The organism is Massilia sp. NBRC 108631, assembly GCF_059704565.1.
This window is the reverse complement of sequence record NZ_BAAKJE010000182.1, coordinates 111,771-132,031: the sequence shown is the minus strand read 5'-3', so window position 1 is coordinate 132,031 and position 20,261 is coordinate 111,771. Positions and strand designations below refer to the sequence as shown.

Annotated in this window: 18 protein-coding genes; 10 read left to right on the top strand and 8 right to left on the bottom strand. The window is 66.7% G+C overall.

All coding sequences use genetic code 11. From position 1 onward, the window contains the following. Positions 1-226 precede the first annotated feature (226 nt). The 6 genes from AC6H42_RS20135 to AC6H42_RS20110 all read left to right on the top strand — a co-directional run bounded on the left by AC6H42_RS20135 (position 227) and on the right by AC6H42_RS20110 (position 8,019). Positions 227-2,140, top strand: coding sequence for a TOL_0244 family TonB-dependent receptor (locus AC6H42_RS20135; protein ID WP_057155653.1), 1,914 nt, complete (start codon positions 227-229; stop codon positions 2,138-2,140). Beyond that, the gene (locus AC6H42_RS20130) at positions 2,128-2,754 is read left to right on the top strand and encodes a TOL_0243 family YfiR-like periplasmic protein (protein ID WP_497548794.1); all 627 of its coding nucleotides are present in this window, start codon (positions 2,128-2,130) and stop codon (positions 2,752-2,754) included. The genes AC6H42_RS20135 and AC6H42_RS20130 overlap by 13 nt, the downstream gene beginning before the upstream one ends. Then, positions 2,751-4,640: a sensor histidine kinase, YfiR-like protein-associated gene (locus tag AC6H42_RS20125; protein WP_497548793.1), complete on the top strand. Its 1,890-nt coding sequence runs from the start codon at positions 2,751-2,753 to the stop codon at positions 4,638-4,640. The genes AC6H42_RS20130 and AC6H42_RS20125 overlap by 4 nt, the downstream gene beginning before the upstream one ends. Positions 4,641-4,703: 63 nt before the next feature. After that, entirely contained in the window at positions 4,704-5,429 is a 726-nt protein-coding gene (locus tag AC6H42_RS20120; RefSeq protein WP_057155650.1) for an SIMPL domain-containing protein, read from the top strand. Then, the gene (locus AC6H42_RS20115; protein ID WP_497548792.1) at positions 5,407-7,062 is read left to right on the top strand and encodes a glycoside hydrolase family 30 protein; all 1,656 of its coding nucleotides are present in this window, start codon (positions 5,407-5,409) and stop codon (positions 7,060-7,062) included. The genes AC6H42_RS20120 and AC6H42_RS20115 overlap by 23 nt, the downstream gene beginning before the upstream one ends. Positions 7,063-7,125: 63 nt before the next feature. After that, a complete protein-coding gene (locus AC6H42_RS20110) occupies positions 7,126-8,019 on the top strand; it encodes a LysR family transcriptional regulator (RefSeq protein ID WP_057155648.1) in 894 nt (297 codons plus the stop codon). A 24-nt stretch (positions 8,020-8,043) separates the two neighbouring features. Here AC6H42_RS20110 and AC6H42_RS20105 read toward each other — a convergent pair whose 3' ends face one another. The 7 genes from AC6H42_RS20105 to AC6H42_RS20075 form a co-directional block, all read right to left on the bottom strand. Beyond that, a complete protein-coding gene (locus AC6H42_RS20105; protein ID WP_057155647.1) occupies positions 8,044-9,042 on the bottom strand; it encodes a TRAP transporter substrate-binding protein in 999 nt (332 codons plus the stop codon). A gap of 54 nt (positions 9,043-9,096) precedes the next feature. Continuing rightward, the gene (locus AC6H42_RS20100) at positions 9,097-9,954 is read right to left on the bottom strand and encodes an HpcH/HpaI aldolase/citrate lyase family protein (protein ID WP_497548791.1); all 858 of its coding nucleotides are present in this window, start codon (positions 9,952-9,954) and stop codon (positions 9,097-9,099) included. Next, a complete protein-coding gene (locus AC6H42_RS20095; RefSeq protein WP_057155645.1) occupies positions 9,951-11,306 on the bottom strand; it encodes an MmgE/PrpD family protein in 1,356 nt (451 codons plus the stop codon). Before AC6H42_RS20095 ends, AC6H42_RS20100 begins: the two co-directional genes overlap by 4 nt. A gap of 31 nt (positions 11,307-11,337) precedes the next feature. Continuing rightward, positions 11,338-12,516, bottom strand: a complete 1,179-nt coding sequence (locus AC6H42_RS20090) for a CaiB/BaiF CoA transferase family protein (protein WP_057156075.1) — start codon at positions 12,514-12,516, stop codon at positions 11,338-11,340. A 10-nt stretch (positions 12,517-12,526) separates the two neighbouring features. Beyond that, on the bottom strand, positions 12,527-13,687 hold the full coding sequence (locus AC6H42_RS20085) for an acyl-CoA dehydrogenase family protein (protein WP_057155644.1): 1,161 nt from the start codon (positions 13,685-13,687) through the stop codon (positions 12,527-12,529). Between the two features lie 19 nt (positions 13,688-13,706). Beyond that, the gene (locus tag AC6H42_RS20080) at positions 13,707-14,564 is read right to left on the bottom strand and encodes an HTD2 family dehydratase (protein WP_057155643.1); all 858 of its coding nucleotides are present in this window, start codon (positions 14,562-14,564) and stop codon (positions 13,707-13,709) included. Between the two features lie 252 nt (positions 14,565-14,816). Continuing rightward, positions 14,817-14,999, bottom strand: coding sequence for a hypothetical protein (locus AC6H42_RS20075; RefSeq protein ID WP_157200943.1), 183 nt, complete (start codon positions 14,997-14,999; stop codon positions 14,817-14,819). Between the two features lie 213 nt (positions 15,000-15,212). Here AC6H42_RS20075 and AC6H42_RS20070 point away from each other — a divergent pair, with 213 nt between their 5' ends. The 4 genes from AC6H42_RS20070 to AC6H42_RS20055 all read left to right on the top strand — a co-directional run bounded on the left by AC6H42_RS20070 (position 15,213) and on the right by AC6H42_RS20055 (position 17,328). Continuing rightward, the gene (locus AC6H42_RS20070) at positions 15,213-15,362 is read left to right on the top strand and encodes a hypothetical protein (protein WP_200953968.1); all 150 of its coding nucleotides are present in this window, start codon (positions 15,213-15,215) and stop codon (positions 15,360-15,362) included. A 126-nt stretch (positions 15,363-15,488) separates the two neighbouring features. Further along, complete coding sequence (locus tag AC6H42_RS20065) at positions 15,489-15,854, top strand: hypothetical protein (RefSeq protein WP_057155642.1); 366 nt, start codon at positions 15,489-15,491, stop codon at positions 15,852-15,854. 45 nt (positions 15,855-15,899) lie between these two features. Then, the gene (locus AC6H42_RS20060; RefSeq protein ID WP_057155641.1) at positions 15,900-16,364 is read left to right on the top strand and encodes an acyl-CoA thioesterase; all 465 of its coding nucleotides are present in this window, start codon (positions 15,900-15,902) and stop codon (positions 16,362-16,364) included. 103 nt (positions 16,365-16,467) lie between these two features. Next, positions 16,468-17,328, top strand: a complete 861-nt coding sequence (locus tag AC6H42_RS20055; RefSeq protein WP_497548790.1) for a DUF4351 domain-containing protein — start codon at positions 16,468-16,470, stop codon at positions 17,326-17,328. Between the two features lie 10 nt (positions 17,329-17,338). Here AC6H42_RS20055 and AC6H42_RS20050 read toward each other — a convergent pair whose 3' ends face one another. Then, the gene (locus AC6H42_RS20050) at positions 17,339-20,206 is read right to left on the bottom strand and encodes a bifunctional diguanylate cyclase/phosphodiesterase (RefSeq protein ID WP_497548789.1); all 2,868 of its coding nucleotides are present in this window, start codon (positions 20,204-20,206) and stop codon (positions 17,339-17,341) included. Positions 20,207-20,261 lie beyond the last annotated feature (55 nt).

Genomic DNA, 20,261 nt, shown 5'->3' with positions numbered 1-20,261 from the left:
AGGGGACTCCATAAAATGCGAATGAGCGGCAGTGTATTTGGCAACTTGCGCCTGGTCAATACGGTCAGCGCTGCCCTAAGGCCATTCTAAGGCAGCGCCGACGGGGCGCACTGTTGCGTTCTGCCCAATCGGTGTCCTGAACAAGCGCATAATTGCAGAACGGAACCTGCGGTCTGCAAGGAAATGTTTATAATCTTTTCAGAATAGCCACCGACAGAGACAGGCCATGCCGACCCGTGCCCGCCGCAGCATCCTCCTGCCCCTCGTACTTGCCGCCGCGGCAACGGCCAGCGCCGAAGCCCTGCCGGAAGACGACCTGGCCGACCTGTCAATAGAACAGCTAAGCAATATCGTCATCAACTCCGTATCGCGCCAGGATGAACGCCTGAGCAATGCGGCTGCCTCGGTTTTCATCCTCACCGGTAGCGAGCTGCGCCGCAGTGGCGTGCGCACGCTGCCGGAGGCACTGCGCCTGGCGCCTAACCTGCAGGTGGCGCGGGTCGATGCGCGTAACTATGCGGTCACCGCGCGCGGCTTCAACGGCGCCTTCGCCAATAAGCTGCTGGTGCTGATCGACGGGCGCAGCATCTACACGCCGCTGTTTTCCGGCGTGTTCTGGGACGCGCAGGACGTGGTGATGGAGGATGTCGAGCGCATCGAGGTCATCAGCGGCGCCGGCGCCACCATCTGGGGCGTCAACGCGGTCAACGGTGTGATCAACATCATCACGCGCTCGGCCAAGGACACCCAGGGCGGCCTGGTGAGCGCGGCGGCCGGCGCGCGCGAGCATGACGGCACGGCGCGCTACGGCGCACGCACGGACAACGGCAGCCACTATCGCCTTTACGCGCGCTATATGGATGTGGACGACACCGTATCGGAGGCCGGCGTCAATACGCGCACCGGCATGCGCCGCCGCCAGGCCGGCTTCCGCGCCGACATGGATCTGCTACAGGGCGGTCTTATGATGGCGGGCAACGCCTACCAGGGCGCGCTTGGCCAGGCCGGCACGCGCGACATCCGTATTTCCGGCGCCAACCTGGTGAATCGCTACACCCGCAAGCTGGCTGACGATTCGGACCTGCGCTTGCAGCTGGTGCTGGACCACACCGAGCGCAACCAGCCAGGTAACTTCATCGAGCGGCTGGACACGGTGGAACTGGAGGCCCAGCACGGCGTGCGTTTCGGCGGTGTGCACAGCCTGGTTTGGGGCGGGGGCTACCGCCACAGCTGGGACGATGTGACGCCGATCGGCTTCGCTTTCCGCCCGGACAAGCTGGCCATGCACTGGGGGAATGTGTTCGCGCAGGACGAAATCGCCGTGACGCCGCGGCTGAAGCTGACTGCCGGCATCAAAGTGGAACACAACAATTACACCGGCGCCGAGGTGCTGCCCAGCGTGCGCATGGCGTGGACGCCGGATGCGCGCCAGCTGCTGTGGGCCAGCCTGGCGCGCACTGTGCGCGCGCCGTCGCGCGTGGACCGGGACTGGTATGCGCCCGCCACGCCGCTGATGATCGCCGGCCAGCCACGCTTCCTGGTGGGCGGCGGCAAGACCTTCGAGTCCGAGGTGGCCAACGTGGCCGAGCTGGGTTACCGGGCGCAGCCGGGGGCGCGCTGGAGCTATTCCGGCACGCTGTTTTACGGCGACTATGACAAGCTGCGTACGGCCGAGCCGCAGCCGGTGCTGGGTTTCGAGTTCTACAACCTGGGCAAGGCCACCACGCGCGGCCTGGAACTGTGGGGCCGCTGGCAAGCCATGCCGGCCTGGCGCGTGAGCGCCGGGCTGACCGCGCAAAAGGTCAAGCTGGGCCTGCGGCCGGGCAGCCGCGACAGCGTGTCGAACAGCCTGTTCCTCGCCAACGATCCGCGCCTGAACTGGCAGGTGCGCTCATCCTGGGATGTGTCGGACGCGCAGCAGCTGGACCTGACGCTGCGCTACAATGGCAAGTTGCCGCACCCGGTGGTGCCCTCCTATTATGAAATGGACGCGCAGTGGCTGTGGCGTGTGCGGCCGGAGCTGGAGGTGGCGCTGATCGGCCAGAACCTGCTGCACGCCAGACACCCGGAATGGGCCGCCGCGCCGACGCGCAGCGTTTACGAACGTAGCGCATTGCTGAAAGTGACATGGCGATTCTGATCTCCGTCGGCGCCGCCGGTCCCCTGGCGCTGGCGCCGCGCCGCCCCTGGGCCGAATTCGCGTATGCGCGCTGGCTGGTGCTGGCGTGCCACCTGTGCCTGGCGCTGAGCTGCCTGGCCGGGGGCGCCGACGCGCCGCTGGCGGCCCCGGGCAACGTCGAGCGCAACGTGAAGGCCGCCTTCCTGTATAAATTCCTGGGTTACGTCGAGTTCGGCAATGGGCAGGACGCCGCCGGCCCGCTGACAGTGGGGGTGGTGGGAGCGGAGGATATCGCCGCCGAGCTGGCGCGCATCACTGCCGGCCGCATGGTGGGCGCGCGCGCGGTGACGGTGCGCCAGGTGCGCGAAGGCGAGCCGCTGACCGGCTTGCACATGGTGTTCATCGACAGCGATGTGGAGCGCCCGCTGGCGCTGCTGCGCGCCGCCCAGCAGGCCGGCGTGCTGACCGTGACCGATGCCGAGGACGGCCTGCAGCAGGGCAGCGTCATCAATTTCCGCCTGGTGGAAGACCGGGTGCGCTTCGAAGTGTCGATGCCGGCCGCGGAGAAGAGCCATCTCAAGCTCAGCTCGCGCCTGCTGTCGGTGGCCTACCATGTGAAAAAAGGCGGTTCATGATGCTAGCGCGCCTGAAGCCAGGCACGGTGCGCGGCAAGCTGATCCTGATGGCCCTGGCCACCACCTTCGTGGCGCTGATGGCCTCGTCGGCGGCCATGCTGCTGTACGACCTGGATTCCTTCCAGCAGTACTGGGTGGACGACATGACCACCCAGGCCGAGATCGTGGCGGCGGTCAGCACCAGCGCACTCAGCTTCAACGACCAGACGGCCGCGCGGCAGAACCTGTCGCTGCTGCGGGTGCGGCCGCAAATCCAGGCCGGCGCCATCTACGACGCCAACGGCAAGCTGTTCGCGGCCTATGCCCAGTCGCTGGAGGACACGCCGGTATTCCCGGGCCAGCCGGGCCGGCTGGGCTATGCCATAGAAAGCGGCCGCCTGGTGGTAAACCACCCCATCGTGGAAAACGGCGAGATGATAGGCACGGTCTACCTGAGCGCGCGCTACCGGCTGATCGAGCGGGTGCGCAGCTACGCCGCCATCCTCGGCGGCGTGATGGTGCTCAGCCTGCTGCTGGCGGCGCTGGTGGCGAGCCGGCTGCAGCGCGGCATCACGCAGCCGCTGGCGGCGGTAACCGGGGTGGCGCGGGAAGTGATGCAAAAGCGCGATTTCAGCCTGCGCGTGCCGCTCTCCGGCAGCGGCGAGATCGGCACCCTGGTGGCCGCCTTCAACAACATGCTGGCTGAAGTGGGGCGGCGCGCCTACGCGCTGCAGGAGGCAAACCAGACGCTGGAGCGCGAGATGGCGGTGCGCCAGGGCGCCGAACGCGCGCTGCTGCTGGCGGACCGGCGCAAGGACGAATTCCTGGCCACCTTGGCGCACGAGCTGCGCAATCCGCTGGCGCCCATCCGCACCGGGCTGGACATCCTGCGCGTGAACCCGGACGACCTGGCGGCGGGCAGCCGGGCGCGCGTCATCATGGAACGCCAGCTGAAACAGATGGTGCGGCTGGTGGACGATTTACTGGACGTATCGCGCATCAACACCGGCAAGCTGGCGATACAGCGCGCGCCGCTGCCGCTGCATGCGGTGGTGAACGACGCGCTGGAGCTGGTGCGGCCCTACCTGGCCTCCCTCGGCCACCAGCTGGAGGTGGAGTTGCCGCCGCCGCCAGTCTACATCGATGGCGACGCCACGCGGCTGGCGCAGGTCCTGTCCAATTTGCTGAACAACGCCGCCAAGTACACCGACCGGGGCGGCCGGCTGTCGCTGCGGGCGGCACTGGAGGACGGCGTGCTGCGCATCCGCGTGCGCGACAACGGCATCGGCATCGCGCCGCACATGCTGGGCGAGATCTTCGACATGTTCGTGCAGGCCGACACCTCGCTGGAGCGCAGCACGGCCGGGCTGGGCGTGGGCCTGTCGCTGGCGCGCAAGCTGGCCGAGCTGCATGGCGGCAGCATCGTGGCCGCCAGCGCCGGGCTCGGGCAGGGCAGCGAATTTACCGTCACGCTGCCGCTGCTGGCGGCGCCGCCGGACAGCGCCACGGCGGCGCCGCGCGCCGGCGGCGAACGCCCGGCGTACCGCATCTTGCTGGTGGATGACAATACCGACTTCATCGACAGCATCGGCGGCCTGTTGCGGGCCGCCGGGCACACGGTGCGGGTCTGCCACGACGGCATGCAGGCGCTGGAGGTGGCCGACCTGTTCGCGCCGGACTTCGCCTTCCTCGACATCGGCCTGCCGCAGCTCAACGGCTACGACCTGGCGCGTGCGCTGCGGCGCCTGCCGGGCATGCGCGCCACCACGCTGGTGGCCGTCACCGGCTGGGGCCAGCAGAAGGACAGGCAACTGGCGTTCGAGGCCGGGTTCCAGAGCCACCTGGTGAAGCCGGTGGGTTTCGAGCAAATCCTGGCGATCCTGGACGGCGAAAAATGCGGTTGCTAAAGTTTGTTAATTCATCAATACTGGCGTTTTGGTATTTTCACAACTTCGACCCTCAACCCGCCCATGCTGACAAAATCCCTGTGTGCCGCCTTGCTGACGCTGCTTTCCCTGCAAGGCGCCGCCGCCGCCGAACTGCCTTCATACCCCTTCATTCACGCGCGCGGCACCGGTTTCATGTACGTGGCGCCCGACCAGGGCGAAATCGATTTCGACGTCTCGGCCTTTGACGCGAACGCGGAGGCGGCGGTGGCCGTGGTCCAGCAGCGCGTGCTGGAAATCCGCGCGCTGCTGGCCGAGCAGGGCGTGCCCGACGCCGACGTGGACGTGCGCGACATGCGGCGCCAGATCCGCAAGGCCAGCGTCACCGCATCGGACCCGGAATACGATATCAAGTGCTCGCTCCACATCGTGGTGCGCGACCTGGGCAAATGGCGCGACATCATGATGCCGCTGCTGAAAAAGCAGAACCTGGACTCCTTCGCCGCCACTTTCAGCCTGAAGGAGCGCGCCACGGTGGAGGCCGAACTGATGGGGCATGCGGTGCGCGAAGCGACCGCCAAGGCGGACGCCATGGCCAAGGGCTTCGGCAAGCGCGTGGGCCCGGTGGCCGGCGTGTCGTCGGACGAGATCAAGAACCTGACGCGCTCGATCGGCCTGGCGCCGGCCGACTGGCCGCGCAACAGCAGCAGCGCCAACACCAAGCGCAACGAGCAGGACCCGGCGGATTTGCTGATGGTGAGTGCGCTGAAGATGTCGCAGTCGGTCGATGTCCTGTTCCGCTTCAAGTAATCCGGTAGGGCTGCGGCAGGGCGGCGCCGCGCTGCTCGGGCTGGCGCTGGCGTTCTGCCTGTCCGGCTGTTCGGGCGGCATGGCGCTCTTGCGCGGCCTGGGTGGCCAAGGCGCCAATTGGGGGCAGCGTGTCCCCGGCGGGGCGCTGGACGCGCCGCCGCCGGCCGTCTTGCCGGGCCTGGCGGCGGCGTCCGGCGCGGCGGGCCGCCAGCCTGATCTACCCGCAGCCGGCATGGTGGCCAGCTGGATCACCAGCGGCGACCAGTCCCGCCTGCTGCAACGCCAGCCGGACGCGCCGCTGGCTGCGCTGCCGCGCGCGCTCACGCCCTGGTCGCCCGGGGTGGTAACGGCCGGCCGGTTGCCGGCCCCGCCGCGCGCCATCGAGATCGCCACCGGCGCCGCCGCGCGCCGCCAGCAGATGGCCGGTTTTGGCGCGGCGCTCAGTGCTTCCTCGGCCTGGCTGCTGGCGGAACGGCTTGACGCCACGCAGCGCCGGGCCCTGCTGACCGAGCTGTTCGGCCCCGCCCCCGGCATCGCGCTCAGCGTGGCGCGCCTGCCGCTGGGCGCCGGCGAATTCGCCCGCAGCCAGTACAGCTACAACGACCTGCCTGCCGGCCAGAGCGACGACGGCCTGGCCCAATTCTCGATCGAACCCGACCGTGCCTATCTGGTGCCGCTGGCGCAGGACGCGCTGGCGCACAATCCGGCGCTGGAACTGATCGCCAGCCCCTACAGCGCGCCGGGATGGATGAAAACCAGCGGCAGCCTGCTGCAAGGCGCCTTGAAACCCGACGCCTTCGATGCCTACGCGCGCTACCTGAAACGCTATGTCGACGTGTATCTGGAAGAGGGTATCGCCATCCACGCCATCACGCTGCAGAGCGACCCCGCCGGCGGGCCGGCCGATGCACCCGCGATGCGCCTGGACGACGCCGCCCGCGCGCAATTGATCGGCAAGCACCTCGGTCCGCTGCTGGAGGACGAAGGCCCGCTGCTACTGGAATGGGACGGCAACCGGGACACGCCGCAAGCCCCGCTCAAGGTATTGCAGGACAAGGTCGCAGGCCCGTACGTGGCTGGCGTGGCCTGGCACTGCTATGCCGGCAGCGCCGATGCGCAGGGCGCGGTGGCCGCCGCCCATCCCGGCAAGTCCAGCTACCTCACCGAATGCTCCGGCGGCGCCTGGGCGCCCGCCTGGCGCGACAACCTGACCCATTTCGGCCGCACGCTGGTGCAAGCGGCCACGCGCGGCGCGGCCAACGGCATCCTGTTCGGCAACCTGGCGCTCGACGAGCAGGGCGGCCCGCGCATCGGCGGCTGCCGTGGCTGCCGCGGCGTGGTCACGGTGGACGAGGGCGGCAATGTCACCCGCAATCCCGAGTACTATGCGCTGGCCCACGCCAGCCGTTTCGTGCGTCCCGGCGCGTGGCGCCTGGACAGCGGTGGCGGCAATCTCGGCCAGGACGGCATCGACAGCGCCGCCTTTGAAAACCGCGACGGCACCCTGGTGCTGGTGGCCGTCAACTCCGGCGCCGAAGCGCGCACCGTCACGGTGCGCGCCGCCGCGCAAAGCTACTCCGCCAGCCTGCCGCCGGCCAGCCTGGCCACCTACGTCTGGCGGCCCCAACCCTAGGCTTGCGGCACAGCGGCAAGCGGCGATTCGGCGTAGAATCGGCGCTTAGCCCAGAGGAGCGCCATGCTGTTCGATTTGACCGACCTACGCCTGTTCATCCACATCGCCGAACTGAAAAGCCTCACCCGCAGTGCCGAGCGCATGCACATGTCGCTGGCGGCGGCCAGCAACCGGGTCAAGGAACTGGAGGCGCGCTTCGGCACGCGGCTGCTGTACCGCGAAAACAAGGGTGTGCAGCTGTCGCCGGCCGGCGAAACGCTGCTGGCGCACGCGCAGCAGTTCATGCAGCTGGTGGAACGCCTGAAAAGCGAGATGCAGCAATACAACAATGGCATCAAGGGCCATATCCGCATCTTCGCCAACACCACCGCCGTCACCGAATTCATGCCGGAGGTGCTGGGCCGCTTCCTCGGCGTGCATCCGCAGGTGAATGTGGCGCTGGAGGAGCGTCTCAACCAGGACATCATACGCGGCGTACAGGAGGGCACGGCCGATATCGGCATCGCGGCCGGGCCGGTGCAGGGGGCGGGGCTGGAGATCATCCCTTTTTCAACCGACCGCCTGGTGCTGGCAACGGCGCCGGACCATCCGCTGGCGGCGCGCGCCCAGATCGGCTTTGCCGAAACGCTGGACTACCAGCACATCGGCCTGCACGAAGGCAGCACCTTGCAGCACTTCCTGGCGCGCGCGGCCAGCGAAGCCGGGCAGCGGCTGCAACTGCGCATCCAGGTGCGCGGCTTCGAGGCCATGTGCCGCATGGTGGAGAACAACGTGGGGATCGCCATCCTGCCGCATTCCTCGGCGCTGCGCTTGAGCCGGGGCATGAAGCTGGCGCTGGTGGAGTTGACGGAACCGTGGGCGGTGCGCGAGCGCAGCGTGGTGGTCCAGAAGCTCGACGCACTGCCGCTGTACGCGCGCGAGCTGGTGGATTTCATTTGCAGCATGGAGGCGGCGTAGGCCGCCCGCCGTCCCGCGCGCGCCTTACTTGCCTTCGACAGCTGCCGCTTCCCGGTTGAAGGTGGCGATCAAATCCTTGCCGATGCGCTCTTCCATGGTTTTCTGCACCGGCAGCAGGGCGGCGCGCCAGGCTGCCTTTTCCTGCGGCGTGAGCGTGTAGACTTCGGTCTTGCCTGACTTGCGGATGGCGTCCATGGCGGCATCGTTTTCCTTCTGCGCGATGTCGTTGGCGTATTTGGTCGCTTCCTTCATGGCGCTGTCCAGCGTGCTGCGGATGTCGGCCGGCAGCGCATCCCAGAACTTCTTGTTCACGATGACGGCGTAGCCGATGTAGCCATGGTCGGAGACGGTCAGGTGCTTCTGCACCTCGTGCACCTTCTGCGTGTAGATGTTGGATGGCGTGTTCTCGCTGCCATCCACCACGCCGGTCTGCATGGCCTGGTACACCTCGGAGAAGGCCAGCACCTGCGGGTTGGCGCCCAGCGCCCGCATCTGCGCGTCGAGCACCTTGGACGACTGGATGCGCATCTTGGTGCCCTTGAAGTCGGCCGGCGTGCGCAGCGGCTTGTTGGCCGTCATTTCCTTGAAGCCATTGTCCCAGAACGCCAGCCCGACGATACCCTTGGACTCCAGCTTTTTCAGCAGCGATTTGCCGACCGGGCCGTCATTCACGCGCGCCAGCGCCGCTTTGCTGGGCAGGATGTAAGGCAGGTCGTAGACCTCGAACTCCTTCACGCCCAGCGGCCCGAACTTGGACAGCGACGGCGCCAGCATCTGCACCGATCCCAGCTGCAATGCCTCCAGTTCTTCCTTGTCCTTGTACAGCTGGCTGTTCGGATACAGCTCGACTTTCACCCGTCCCTTGGTGGCAGCCTCGGCCAGCTCCTTGAACTTTTGTGCGCCTTTGCCTTTCGGCGTGTCGGCGGCCACCACGTGGCTGAATTTGATGACGATGGGGTTTTGCGCGTAAGCGCTGGCCGCAAATACAGTCACGGCGGCGAACAGCAGGGATTGCAGTTTCATGGTGTCTCCAGGCGGTGAGGGGCTCTTGCCGGCCCCTTGCGGGTTTTGATACGGTTAATGCAGATTCTTTCGCGCCGCCTCGGAGGCGATGCGCTGCGCCAGCAGCAGCACTGGCTTGTCTATCATCTTGCCGTCGACGGCCACGGCGGCGCCGCGCGCGCCCTCGGCGGCGGACAGCACGCGCTGCGCCCAGGCCACTTCCTCGCCGGAGGGCAGGAAGGCGCGGTTGACCGCCTCCAGCTGGTCCGGGTGGATGCACAGCTTGCCGCCAAAGCCCAGCCGGTGCGCATAACGCGCGTCATCCTCGGTGGCGGCGCCGTCAATGGCGGCGGTGATGCCGTCTACCGGCGGGCGCAGGCCGGCCAGGCGCGACGCCAGCACAATCTGCGAGCGGAAATAGAGCAGCTCGTCGCGCTCGCCGTGGATGCCCATGTCCAGCTTGAAGTCGATGGACCCGAACATCAGGCGCTGCACGCGCGGCGCGGAGACGATCTGGTTCATATTGGCGAAGCCCTGCGCAGTTTCGATCAGCGGGAACAGCGGCGCGCTGGACGAGGCGCTGGCCACGTCGGCCACCCGTTCGGCCTTGGGCAGCACGATACCGGCAATGCCGGGGCGGTGGCACAGGATCAGATCGTCCCCGAAGCAGCCCGAGTTCACGCAGTTCACGCGCACCAGCACCGGCACGTGCGGGGCGCGGCCTTCAGGGCTGGACAGCCAGTTTTCCAGCGCGTCGCGCGCCGCGCCCTTGGCGCTGGGCGCGACTGCGTCCTCGAGATCGATGATGACCGCGTCCGCCCCCGAGGCGCAGGCCTTGGCGTAGCGGTCCGGCCGGTCGCCGGGCACGAACAGGAAGGAATGGGCCAGGGCCAGCCTGGCGTCGGGTGGGGCAGCATGTACGGCAGTGCTCATAAGAGGTCTCCCATAATATTGATGCGGCTTATAGTCCAGATTTTGTCGGCCAGGGCGGCCATGTCGGCCGGCGTGGCGGCCCCGCTGAAGGCGGCCAGACGCGCGGCTTTGTCTTCCAGTTCGGTGCGGCTCAGGGTATTGCCGGGGTCTCCTTTGGGTTCGTCGACGCGGCCGTGCAGCGTGCGGCCATCCGTGGTGCTCACGGTGACCTTGCCTATCCAGCGCGCCGGGTAGGCCTGGTCCACCTCTTTGTCGAGCATCATGTGTACTTTGCCACGGAATTCGGCAACGCGCTGGGTATTGAAGCTGGCGTCGAATTCGGTCAAGCCGGCGCTGCCGAATTCGGCGATCAGGCCCAGCACGGTGCCCATGGAGAACTTGGCCTGGTGCACGGTTTGCGGGTCGACCACGGGGCCGAGCACGTCGATGGCGCCCTGGTGCACGTGACAGTCAACGCGGGCGATCTGGTCCGGCGCCAGGCCATGGCCGCGCATCACCTGCTGCAGCGCGTCGGCGGCCGGATGGGTGTGGCGGCAGCTGGCATGGAACTTGAACGAGGTTTCGGCCAGCGTCCAGCGGAAACCGAGGCGGTCGATCAGCTTGGCCGGGTCGGCGTCGCGCGTCATGCCGGCGCCCATGCCTTGCGCGCCTTCCAGGATGCGCCGCGCGCCGGTGAAGCCGGCCTGGGCCAGGTAGGCCGACATCAGGCCGTCGCTGGCGGCTTTGGCGGTGTGCAGCTGCTTGGAGTCGGCCGCGTCGCGCAGGAATTCCCACAGGCCGGCGGCTTGCGTGCCGGCCGAGCCGAAGGCGTGCAGCATCTGCTCCGGCGTGAGGTTGAGCAGGCGGCCCGCCGCCGCAGCGGCGGCGATGGTGCCGGCGGTGCCGGTGGTGTGGAAGATCTTGTAATGCGGGCGGCCCAGGAATTCGCCGACGCGGATGCCCACCTCGTAGCCCGCCACCACGGCCGTGAGCAGTTCGCGTCCGGAGCGGCCCAGCGCTTGCGCCACCGCCAGCGCGGCCGGGAACACCACGGCGGCGGGGTGAAACACCGAGCCGTTGTGGACGTCGTCCTGCTCGGCGTAATGGGACGCGGCGGCGTTCACCATGGCGGCGAACATGGGCGTGGCGTGCTTGCGCGAGATCAGGATTTCGCAGGGACCGGGGCCGCCCATCTGTTCGGCATAGCCGGCAATGGTTTCCACCGGGCGCGCGCCCTTGCCGGCCAGCGCGGAGCCGGCCCAGTCCAGCAGCAAATCCTCGGCGCGGCGCAGCACGTCGTGCGGGATGGTCTCGAATTGCAGCGTGGCGGCGAAAGTGGCCAGGGCCAGGCTGGGGTGGTTGATGGCGTTCATGGTGTCTCCGGGCGTAGCGATGCGGTGGGCGTCAGACAGCGCTGGCCGCGCGCAGCGACGCGATGGCCTCGGTTCCGTAGCCCAGGCCCGCCAGGATCGCGTCCGTGTGTTGCCCCAGCGCCGGCACGCCATCCATGCGCGCCTCGTACGCGTTCGGCACGCCGGGCGGCAGCAGCGCCGGCATGGGGCCGGCCGGCGTGGCCACCTCCACCCAGCGCTGGCGCGCCTTGAGCTGGGCGTGCTGCCACAGGTCGTGCATGCTGTTCATGTGCGCGTTGGCGATCTGCGCGCTGTCCAGCCGTTCGATCACCTGTTCCGCCGTCAGCGTGGAGAACACGTGCACGATCATCTCGCGCAGCTCCTGCCGCGCCGCCGTGCGCAGCGCATTGGATGCATAGCGCGGGTCCTTCGCCAGCTCCGGCTGCAGCAGCACCCTGGTGCAGAACAGCTCCCACTCGCGTTCATTCTGCAAGCCCAGCATCACGGTCTTGCCGTCGCCGGCGGGGAAAGGGCCGTAGGGATAGATGGTGGCGTGCGCGGCGCCAGCGCGGGGCGGCGGCGCCGCGCCGTCCATCGCGTAGTACAGCGGATAGCTCATCCACTCGGCCATGCTCTCCAGCATGGACACGTCGATGTTGCAGCCTTGCCCGGTCTTGCCGCGCTGGATCAGCGCCGCCAGGATGTTGGTGTAAGCGTACATGCCGGCTGCGATGTCGGCGATCGAGCAGCCGGCCTTGGCCGGTTCGTCCGGCGAACCGGTGATTGACAGGAAGCCGGATTCGCTCTGGATCAGCAGGTCGTAGGCCTTCTTGTCGCGGTACGGTCCGTCCGCGCCGTAGCCCGAGATGTCGCACACGATCAGGCGCGGATACTGTTCCTTCAGCGCTTCATAGGACAGGCCCAGGCGCGCGGCGGCGCCGGGCGCCAGGTTTTGCACCAGCACGTCCGCGCCGGCCAGCAGTTTGCCGAGGATTACGGGGGCTTCGCCGTGCTTGACGTCCAGCGTCAGGCTCTCCTTGGAGCGGTTGGTCCAGACGAAATGCGAGGCCAGGCCGCGCGCGCGGGCGTCGTAGGCGCGCGCGAAGTCGCCCACGCCGGGACGCTCCACCTTGATGACGCGCGCGCCCAGGTCGGCCAGCTGGCGGGTGCAGAACGGCGCGGCGATCGCGTGTTCCAGCGTGATGACGGTGATACCATCGAGCGGACGCATGGTGCTCTCCTCAGAACGAGCGGGGCATGCCGAGCACGTGCTCGGCCACGAAGGACAGGATCAGGTTCGTGGAGATGGGCGCCACCTGGTACAAGCGCGTTTCGCGGAATTTGCGCTCCACGTCGTACTCGTGGGCGAAGCCGAAGCCGCCGTGGAACTGCAGGCAGGCGTTGGCCGCTTCCCATGAGGCGTCGGCCGCCAGCATCTTCGCCATGTTCGCCTGCGTGCCGCAGGGCTGGTGCGCGTCGAACAGTTCGCAGGCCTTGTAGCGCATCAGGTTGGCCGCTTCCAGGTTTATATAGGCTTTGGCGATCGGGAACTGCACGCCCTGGTTCTGGCCGATGGGGCGGCCGAACACCACGCGCTCGTTGACGTATTTGGTCACCTTGTCGATGAACCAGTAGCCGTCGCCGATGCATTCGGCTGCGATCAGGGTGCGCTCGGCGTTCAGGCCGTCGAGGATGTACTTGAAGCCCTTGCCTTCCTCCCCGATCAGGTTCTCGGCCGGGATCTCCAGGTTTTCGAAAAACAGTTCGTTGGTCTCGTGGTTCACCATGTTCAGGATTGGCACCACCGACATGCCCTGGGCCATGGCGTCCTTGATGTTGACCAGGAAGATCGACATGCCTTCGGACTTCTTGGTCACCTCGGCCAGCGGCGTGGTGCGCGCCAGCAGTATCATCAGGTCCGAATGCTGCACCCGCGAGATCCATACCTTTTGGCCGTTCACCACGTAGCGGTCGCCCTTTTTAACGGCGGTGGTCTTGATCCTGGTGGTGTCGGTGCCGGTGCTCGGTTCGGTCACGGCCATCGACTGCAGGCGCAGTTCGCCGCTGGCGATCTTCGGCAGGTAAAGCTGCTTCTGCGCCTGGGAGCCGTGCCGCAGCAGGGTGCCCATGTTGTACATCTGGCCGTGGCAGGCCCCCGAATTGCCGCCGGAGCGGTTGATTTCCTCCATGATGACGGACGCTTCCGTCAGCCCCAGCCCGGAGCCGCCGTACTCCTGCGGGATCAGTGCGGCCAGCCAGCCGGCCTTGGTCAGCGCGTCCACGAAGGCTTCCGGATAGCCGCGCTGTTCGTCGATGTCGCGGAAGTAGGAGGACGGGAACTCGGCGCACAGTGCGCGCACCGCGTCGCGGATGTCCTGGTGGTCCTGGGTTGGCGTATGCATGGCGTTGTCCCCTGTTTGTTCAGTTCAATTTGGCTTCGGCCTGCATGGCCAGTTCGCCCTTGCTGTTGGCGGCCCACAGCGTGACCGTGCCGTCGGCGTTCTGGCGGGCGTTCACGGTAAAGGACGCAGTGTCGAACAGCGGCGAGACGGCGCGGAAGCTGAATTCGGCCACGTTCGCCTGCGGCAGTTCGGCGCGCAGCAGTTCCATGAGCAGCGTGGCGATCAGCGGGCCGTGTACGATCAGGCCGGGATAGCCTTCCACTTCCGTGACGTAGCTGCGGTCGTAATGGATGCGGTGGCCGTTGAAGGTAAGCGCGGAATAGCGGAACAGCAGCACCGGGTCGGGCGAGATCGTGCGCGTCCACTGCGCTTCGCCAGGCGGCATTTTGGGGGCCGGGCCGGCGCTGCCGGGAGCGGGCATGTCGCGGTAGACGATGTCGTGTTCTTCCGTGATGGCCAGCTGGCCGTCGTGGTGGATCTCGTGGCGCACCGTGACGAAGGTGAGCAGGCCGCCGGCGCCGCTCTTCTGCGCGATATCCAGGATGGTGGACGTGCGGCGGATGGCCGCGCCCACCGGCACGCCGGCGGGGAAAGTGAGGCGGCCGCCGGCCCACATGCGGCGCGGTTGCGGCACCGGCGGCAGGAAGCCGCCGCGGCGCGCATGGCCGTCCGGGCCCAGGCCGGACTGCGGCGCGGTGGTCCAGAAATTGATCCAGTGCCACAAAGGCGGCAAGGGTGCGCCGTGCTGCGGCGGGCTCGGATAGTCTAGTGTGGCAGCCAGCGCGGCTACCGCCTCGGGCCGCACCACGTCGTGCAGGGTTTCCGTCTTGCCGGTCCACTGCTGCAGCAAGGTAATGTCGTCGGTGTCGGATTTCATGGTGGGCTCGTCAAGATTGAAGCGATGAGCCAGTGTAGGCCGCGCCGGGCCACCCCACAATTCGCCATTTCGGAAGGGGGGCTTCGCTTCAGCTTGAGGCGGACCTTCCGTCCGGGCAGAGACAGGAGAACGCCATGAACCGTATCGTCAGTGCCTTCATAAGGGCGCACAGCACGCCCGAGCCGGATATTCCGCCGCCCGAGCCGGAAAAGGATCCGCCGCCGGACAACACGCCCTTGCCGGAAACGCCGCCTATCGAGGAGCCGGAGCCGCCGCAGCCGCCGATGAAGGCGGATGGGGCTTGATCTTTTTCATCTCCTCGTCGGTCTCCCGTTCGGCAGGGGTCTTGCCGCCGCTGCCGATGTCGGCTTCTTCCGTCATGTGGCCGTCGCGCTGTTCCGCATCCTTGGTGTCGTGCTGGGGTTGGGTTGCCATGCTGTCCTCCGCTTGCTGGTCGATGTCGGAAAAAGCCTAGCAGGGAGGCGGTGCCGGCGGCGCGCCGTAGCTGTGCGGACAATGTTAATCGGCGTGAAACGCCGTTGCTCACTAGCTACATATTTATGTGTTTGTGCTGGCCGTCACAATGCCGTCAGAATTCTATTCATATAATGAATCATCGTCATTGGATTGTTGATCTCGGAGGCCATCATGGGCAATTCCTTACACAATAAAATCTATCTTGGCCGCCGCCATGCTGCGCTGAACGCCCTGAGCACCAAGCGGGTGCAGGCGCTGCTGCTGTTCACCGCCGTCGCCGGCGCGGCGCTGGCCTGGTTTACCATCCAGGCGCTGAAATAAGATTGCCGGCTGCCGCATACGCTGCTGAAAAGGCCCGCCGGGTGCATGCTCGCGGCCGCATTGCCTTGCCCTGACGCTACAGGGCGCGTACCATGAGGGCCGCAAGTCTCTTTTGGAATTTAGGCAATGAAAAACGAAAAACTCTCCGCCGATGAATACGACGCTCTGAAAGAGGTCGCACGCGGCCTCAAGCTGGGCGAGCGCATCAGTGCATGCATCGGCCGCAACACCAAGCGCCTCTCCGGGCTGAAGATGTTCAGCATCGCCCGCAACGGCCACATCACCCTGACCGATAAAGGCCAGCAGGCACTGTTCCTGCGGCGCTGCGTGCTCGGCCTGCGCGCGGTCGCGGCCGGCGGCGACGTCAAGCTGGACAACGATGTTGCCACCTTCCTCGGCAAGAAAGGCCACATCGTGGCGCGCGAAGGCGGCTACGACATCACCGACAAGGGCCGCGAATCGCTGGCCGACATCGAAGCCCAAGGCATCTAAGATTCCATACTCCCCACTCTGAAGGTTTTTGCAATGGATAGCGCAATGCACTGGTCGGCCCACGAGCTGACGATGACTGTTCTGATGACGCCCGACATGGCCAACTTTTCCGGCAACGTGCATGGCGGTACCATTCTGAAATACCTCGACAGCGTGGCCTATGCCTGCGCCAGCCGCTATTCGGCCAGCTATGTGGTGACCTTGTCGGTGGACCAGGTGATGTTCCTGCAGCCGATCCACGTGGGCGAACTGGTGACCTTCCTGGCCTCGATCAACTACACCGGCACCACATCGATGGAAGTGGGTATCCGGGTGGTGACGGAGAATATCCAGCAGCGCCTGGTGCGCCACGCGAACAGCTGCTACTTCACCATGGTGGCGGTGGACAAGGACCGCAAACCGGTCGCCGTGCCGCCGCTGGTACCCGAGACGGAGGAGCAGAAAGCCCGCTTCGAACAGGCCAAGCTGCGCAAGGCGGCGCGCCAGCAGGTGACGGCCAAGCGCAAGTAGGCAAGCTGGCGGTCCTGCAATCCGGCCAGGCTTTGCATTTGGTCAATACGACAGGGCAGAGCATGGACCGCCAGCCCGCTATGATGTGCCATGGAAAGCCGCCTTGACGCATGCTTTCCGGGCCTTCATGGCCTTCTTTTTCTCTGAGCTTGGCGCCCAAGTCGACTGGTCGGCGCGGCCGCGCTTCCTGGACAAGGAGCTGGCCGGAATCGGCTTTGGCGGCGCGCCGGATGGCATGGTGGCCGACAAGCTGGTCGAAGTGTGTCTGCGCAACGGCAGCGTACAGTGGGTCCTGATCCACATTGAAGTGCAGGCGCAACGCGACACCTCGCTGGCGTCGCACGCGTTCCACAACCAGTTGCTGGGGACGGTGATGGGCATCTCCTTCGCCACAGCCAAGCTGCTCGATTTCGCTGCGCAGGCCGATGCCTTGATGGCTTCCCATAATCCGTTTGCCTTGGTCACGCTGGCTCACCTGCGCACGCAGCAGGCCGGTCACGACCCTGACCGCCTCTACGCGGCCAGGTGGCAGCTGACCAAGCTACTGTACGAACATGGCTGGAGCAAACGGCGGATAATTGTGCTGTTCAAAGTGATTAACTGGATGATGAACTTGCCGCCGTTACAGCATGAGCGCTATTGGCGGGGTGTTCTCCGGTTGGGAAACGAGCACAACATGGAACTCGACATGAAGCACCCTATGGAGTGGGTTATGCCATTGGAGCAAATGTTCATCGACAAGGGGCTGAGGAAGGGGCTCGAGCAAGGCCTGGAACGCGGCCGCCGGGAAGGTGCTGCGGCGCTGCTGGAACGGCTGCTCACGCGACGCTTCGGGCCGTTGCCGCAAACCGCGCGGAGCAAGCTGGGCAAGGCCAGTGAAGCGCAATTGGCAGCCTGGAGCGATGCGCTGCAGGAGGCGCAATCGCTGCAGCAAATATTTGAGTTCGCGCGCCGCGAGCAATGAGGATTGAAGCTCAGGCGGCCAGGGTTGCGCTGACCGAATCGAGATGGCGGCCCTGGCGCGCCATCTGCTCGAACAGCTCCGGCGCCACGGGGCGGCTGAAGTAGTAGCCTTGCATGGTGTCGCAGCCATGCCGCTGCAGGAAGTCCAGCTGCGCGCGGCTTTCCACGCCTTCAGCCACCACGCGCAGCTGCAGGTTGTGGGCCAGCGCGATTACCGACACCACGATGGCCGCGTCGTCCGGATCGGTGATGATGTCGTTGACGAAGGAGCGGTCTATCTTCAGCACGTCGATCGGGAAGTCGCGCAGGTAGGACAGGCTGGAATAGCCGGTGCCGAAATCGTCGATCGACAGCGTCACGCCCAGCGCCTTTAGCTGGTGCAGCAGGCTCACCGCCTGCGCCACATCATTCATGAACAGGCTTTCGGTCAGTTCCAGTTCCAGGCAGGCCGGCGGCAGCCCGGTGTCGGCCAGCACGCCCGCTATCATCTGCACCAGGTCCGGCTGGCTGAACTGGCGCGCCGACAGGTTGACCGCCATCTTCATCGGCGCGTGGCCGTGGCTGTGCTCCAGCCATTCCCTGGCTTGCGCGCACGCGGTGCGCAGCACCCAGGCGCCGATCGGCACGATCAGGCCGGTTTCTTCGGCCAGGCCGATGAAGCGCGCCGGCGACACCAGTCCCAGTTCCGGATGCTGCCAGCGCAGCAGCGCTTCGGCGCCGATGATGCGGCCGCTGTCCAGGTCCACCTGCGCCTGGTAGTGCAGCGCGAACTCGCCGCGCTCGAGCGCGCTGCGCAGCGCGTTTTCGATGCGCAGGCGTTCCTGCGCCTCGTCGTTCATGGCCGGTTCGTAGAACTGGAAGCTGTTGCGGCCCAGTTTCTTGGCCGCGTACATGGCAATGTCGGCATGCTCGATCAGGTGCTGGGCGTTGCCGCCGCCGTCATACGAGGCCACGCCGATGCTGCAGGTGACAAAGAACTCCTTGCCTTCCAGGACCACCGGCTGCGCCACGGCGTTCATCACGCGCTGCACGATGTCCGGCGACAGCGTCGCCTCGTTCGACTCGCCCAGGATGGCAACGAACTCGTCGCCCGACAGGCGCGCCACGGTGTCGCTGCCGCGCACGGCCGCCTGCAATCGCTCGGCCACGGTTTTCAGCAGCAGGTCGCCGGCCTTGTGGCCCAGGCTGTCGTTGACGAATTTGAAACGGTCCAGGTCGATCAGCAGCACCCACATCGGATGGCCGCTGCGGTTGGCGTAGGCGATGGCCTGGCTCAGGCGGTCCTGCAGCAGCACGCGGTTCGGCAAGCCGGTCAGCACGTCGTGGTGGGCGATATGGTGGATGCGCTGCTCGGACAGTTTGCGCTCGGTGATTTCGCTGCCGGTGCCGCGATAGCCCTTGAACTCGCCGCGCGCATCGTACACCGGCTCGCCGCTGGTGTTAAACCAGCGCACGATGCCGTCGTCGCCGGTGATGGCGTATTCCAGGTTGGAGAAGGGCAGGCGCGCCTCCAGCCGGGCGATGTGGTCGCGGCCCCAGCGCGCGGTCAGCATCTCCGGCGTGCTGTCCCAGCGGGTGCGGCCGATGAAGCGGCCCGGGTCGATGTGTCCTTTTTCAAAGAAGCCGTCGGTGATGCTGGTGAATCGGTAGAAGGCATCCTGTTCCCAGTACCAGTCCGAGGACAGCGCCAGCAGGCGCCGGAAGCGCTGTTCGCTGTCGAGCAGGGCGCGCTCGGTGTGCTTGCGCATGGCCACGTCGTCGGCCAGGCGCTCGTTGGACTGGCGCAGCTCGGCGGTGCGGGCGTCCACCAGCATCTGCACGCGGCGCGAGCGCAGCACCAGGCTTTGCACCAGCGCCGCCATCAGCGCGCTGAACAGCACCCCGCCCAGCAGCGTGCACAGGGAGCCGAGGTGGCTGTCGATGAAGGGCTGGGGCAGGGCGGTCACGCGCACTTCCCACGGCTGGCCCAGCACGGTGTAGGTCTGGCGGTACAGCGCATGCTGGTGGAAGGCGAACCAGCGCGCCAGCGGATGGCTGGCGCCGTGCGGTTGCGGCAGCTCGCCATGGCTGAACACCAGGTTGGCCGCCCGCTCCGGGTCGCCGACATAGACGCGCAGCGCCAGGTTGCCGTCTTGCAGCAGGCCGGCCGATTGCAGGATCTTGCCCACCAGCGAGGGGGCGCGGATCACGGTGGCGGTGTCGCCCTGCCAGGCTGCCTTGCGTTCAAGTGCGGTGCCCAGCGGCGCGCCGGTCCGGTACACCGGCATCATCATCACCAGGCCCGGTTCGTCGCCCTTGGACTGGGCCAGCTGGAGCAGTCCGGTGGAGTGCGGCTGGCCGGTGGTGAGGATCTGGTCGATGGCCAGCGGCATTTGCGGGTTGTAGCCGGAGTCGATGCCGAAAGCGCGCTGGTTGCCTTCCAGCGGTTCCAGGAAATGCACCACGTCGTAACTGGGACGCTGGCCGGCCGGACGCAGCACGCCGTTGTCATGCTCGGTGATGGTGAAGCCGGGGAAGGCGCGCCGCATCTCCGCCTCGTATGCCGGGCGCTCGGCCAGCGTGATGATGCGGTGGTAGTTGAAAGCCTGGATGAAGGGGTACTGTTGCAGCAGCGGCGCGGTGAAGTCGTGGAATTGCTGGCGGCTGACCGGGGCCGCCGCCACGAACAGCTGGTTGGTCACCTTCAGCACCTGCACCGCCTCGTTCAGGCCGCGCTGGATGGCAGCGGTACGCAGGTTGGCGCGCTGTTCGAAATCGAGCTGCATCTTGCCGTATTCGAGCGCCCCCACCGCGCCGAACAGGATGCCGGTGATCACCAGCCCCACGCCGAGGGTGCACGCCGCCGCGACGGTCAGGGTGGATTTGCGGCGACGTGTCATTGCTTTCCTGTACAGTAAAAATATGGCGGGGATGGGGCCGCCATTAGTGTGTCAC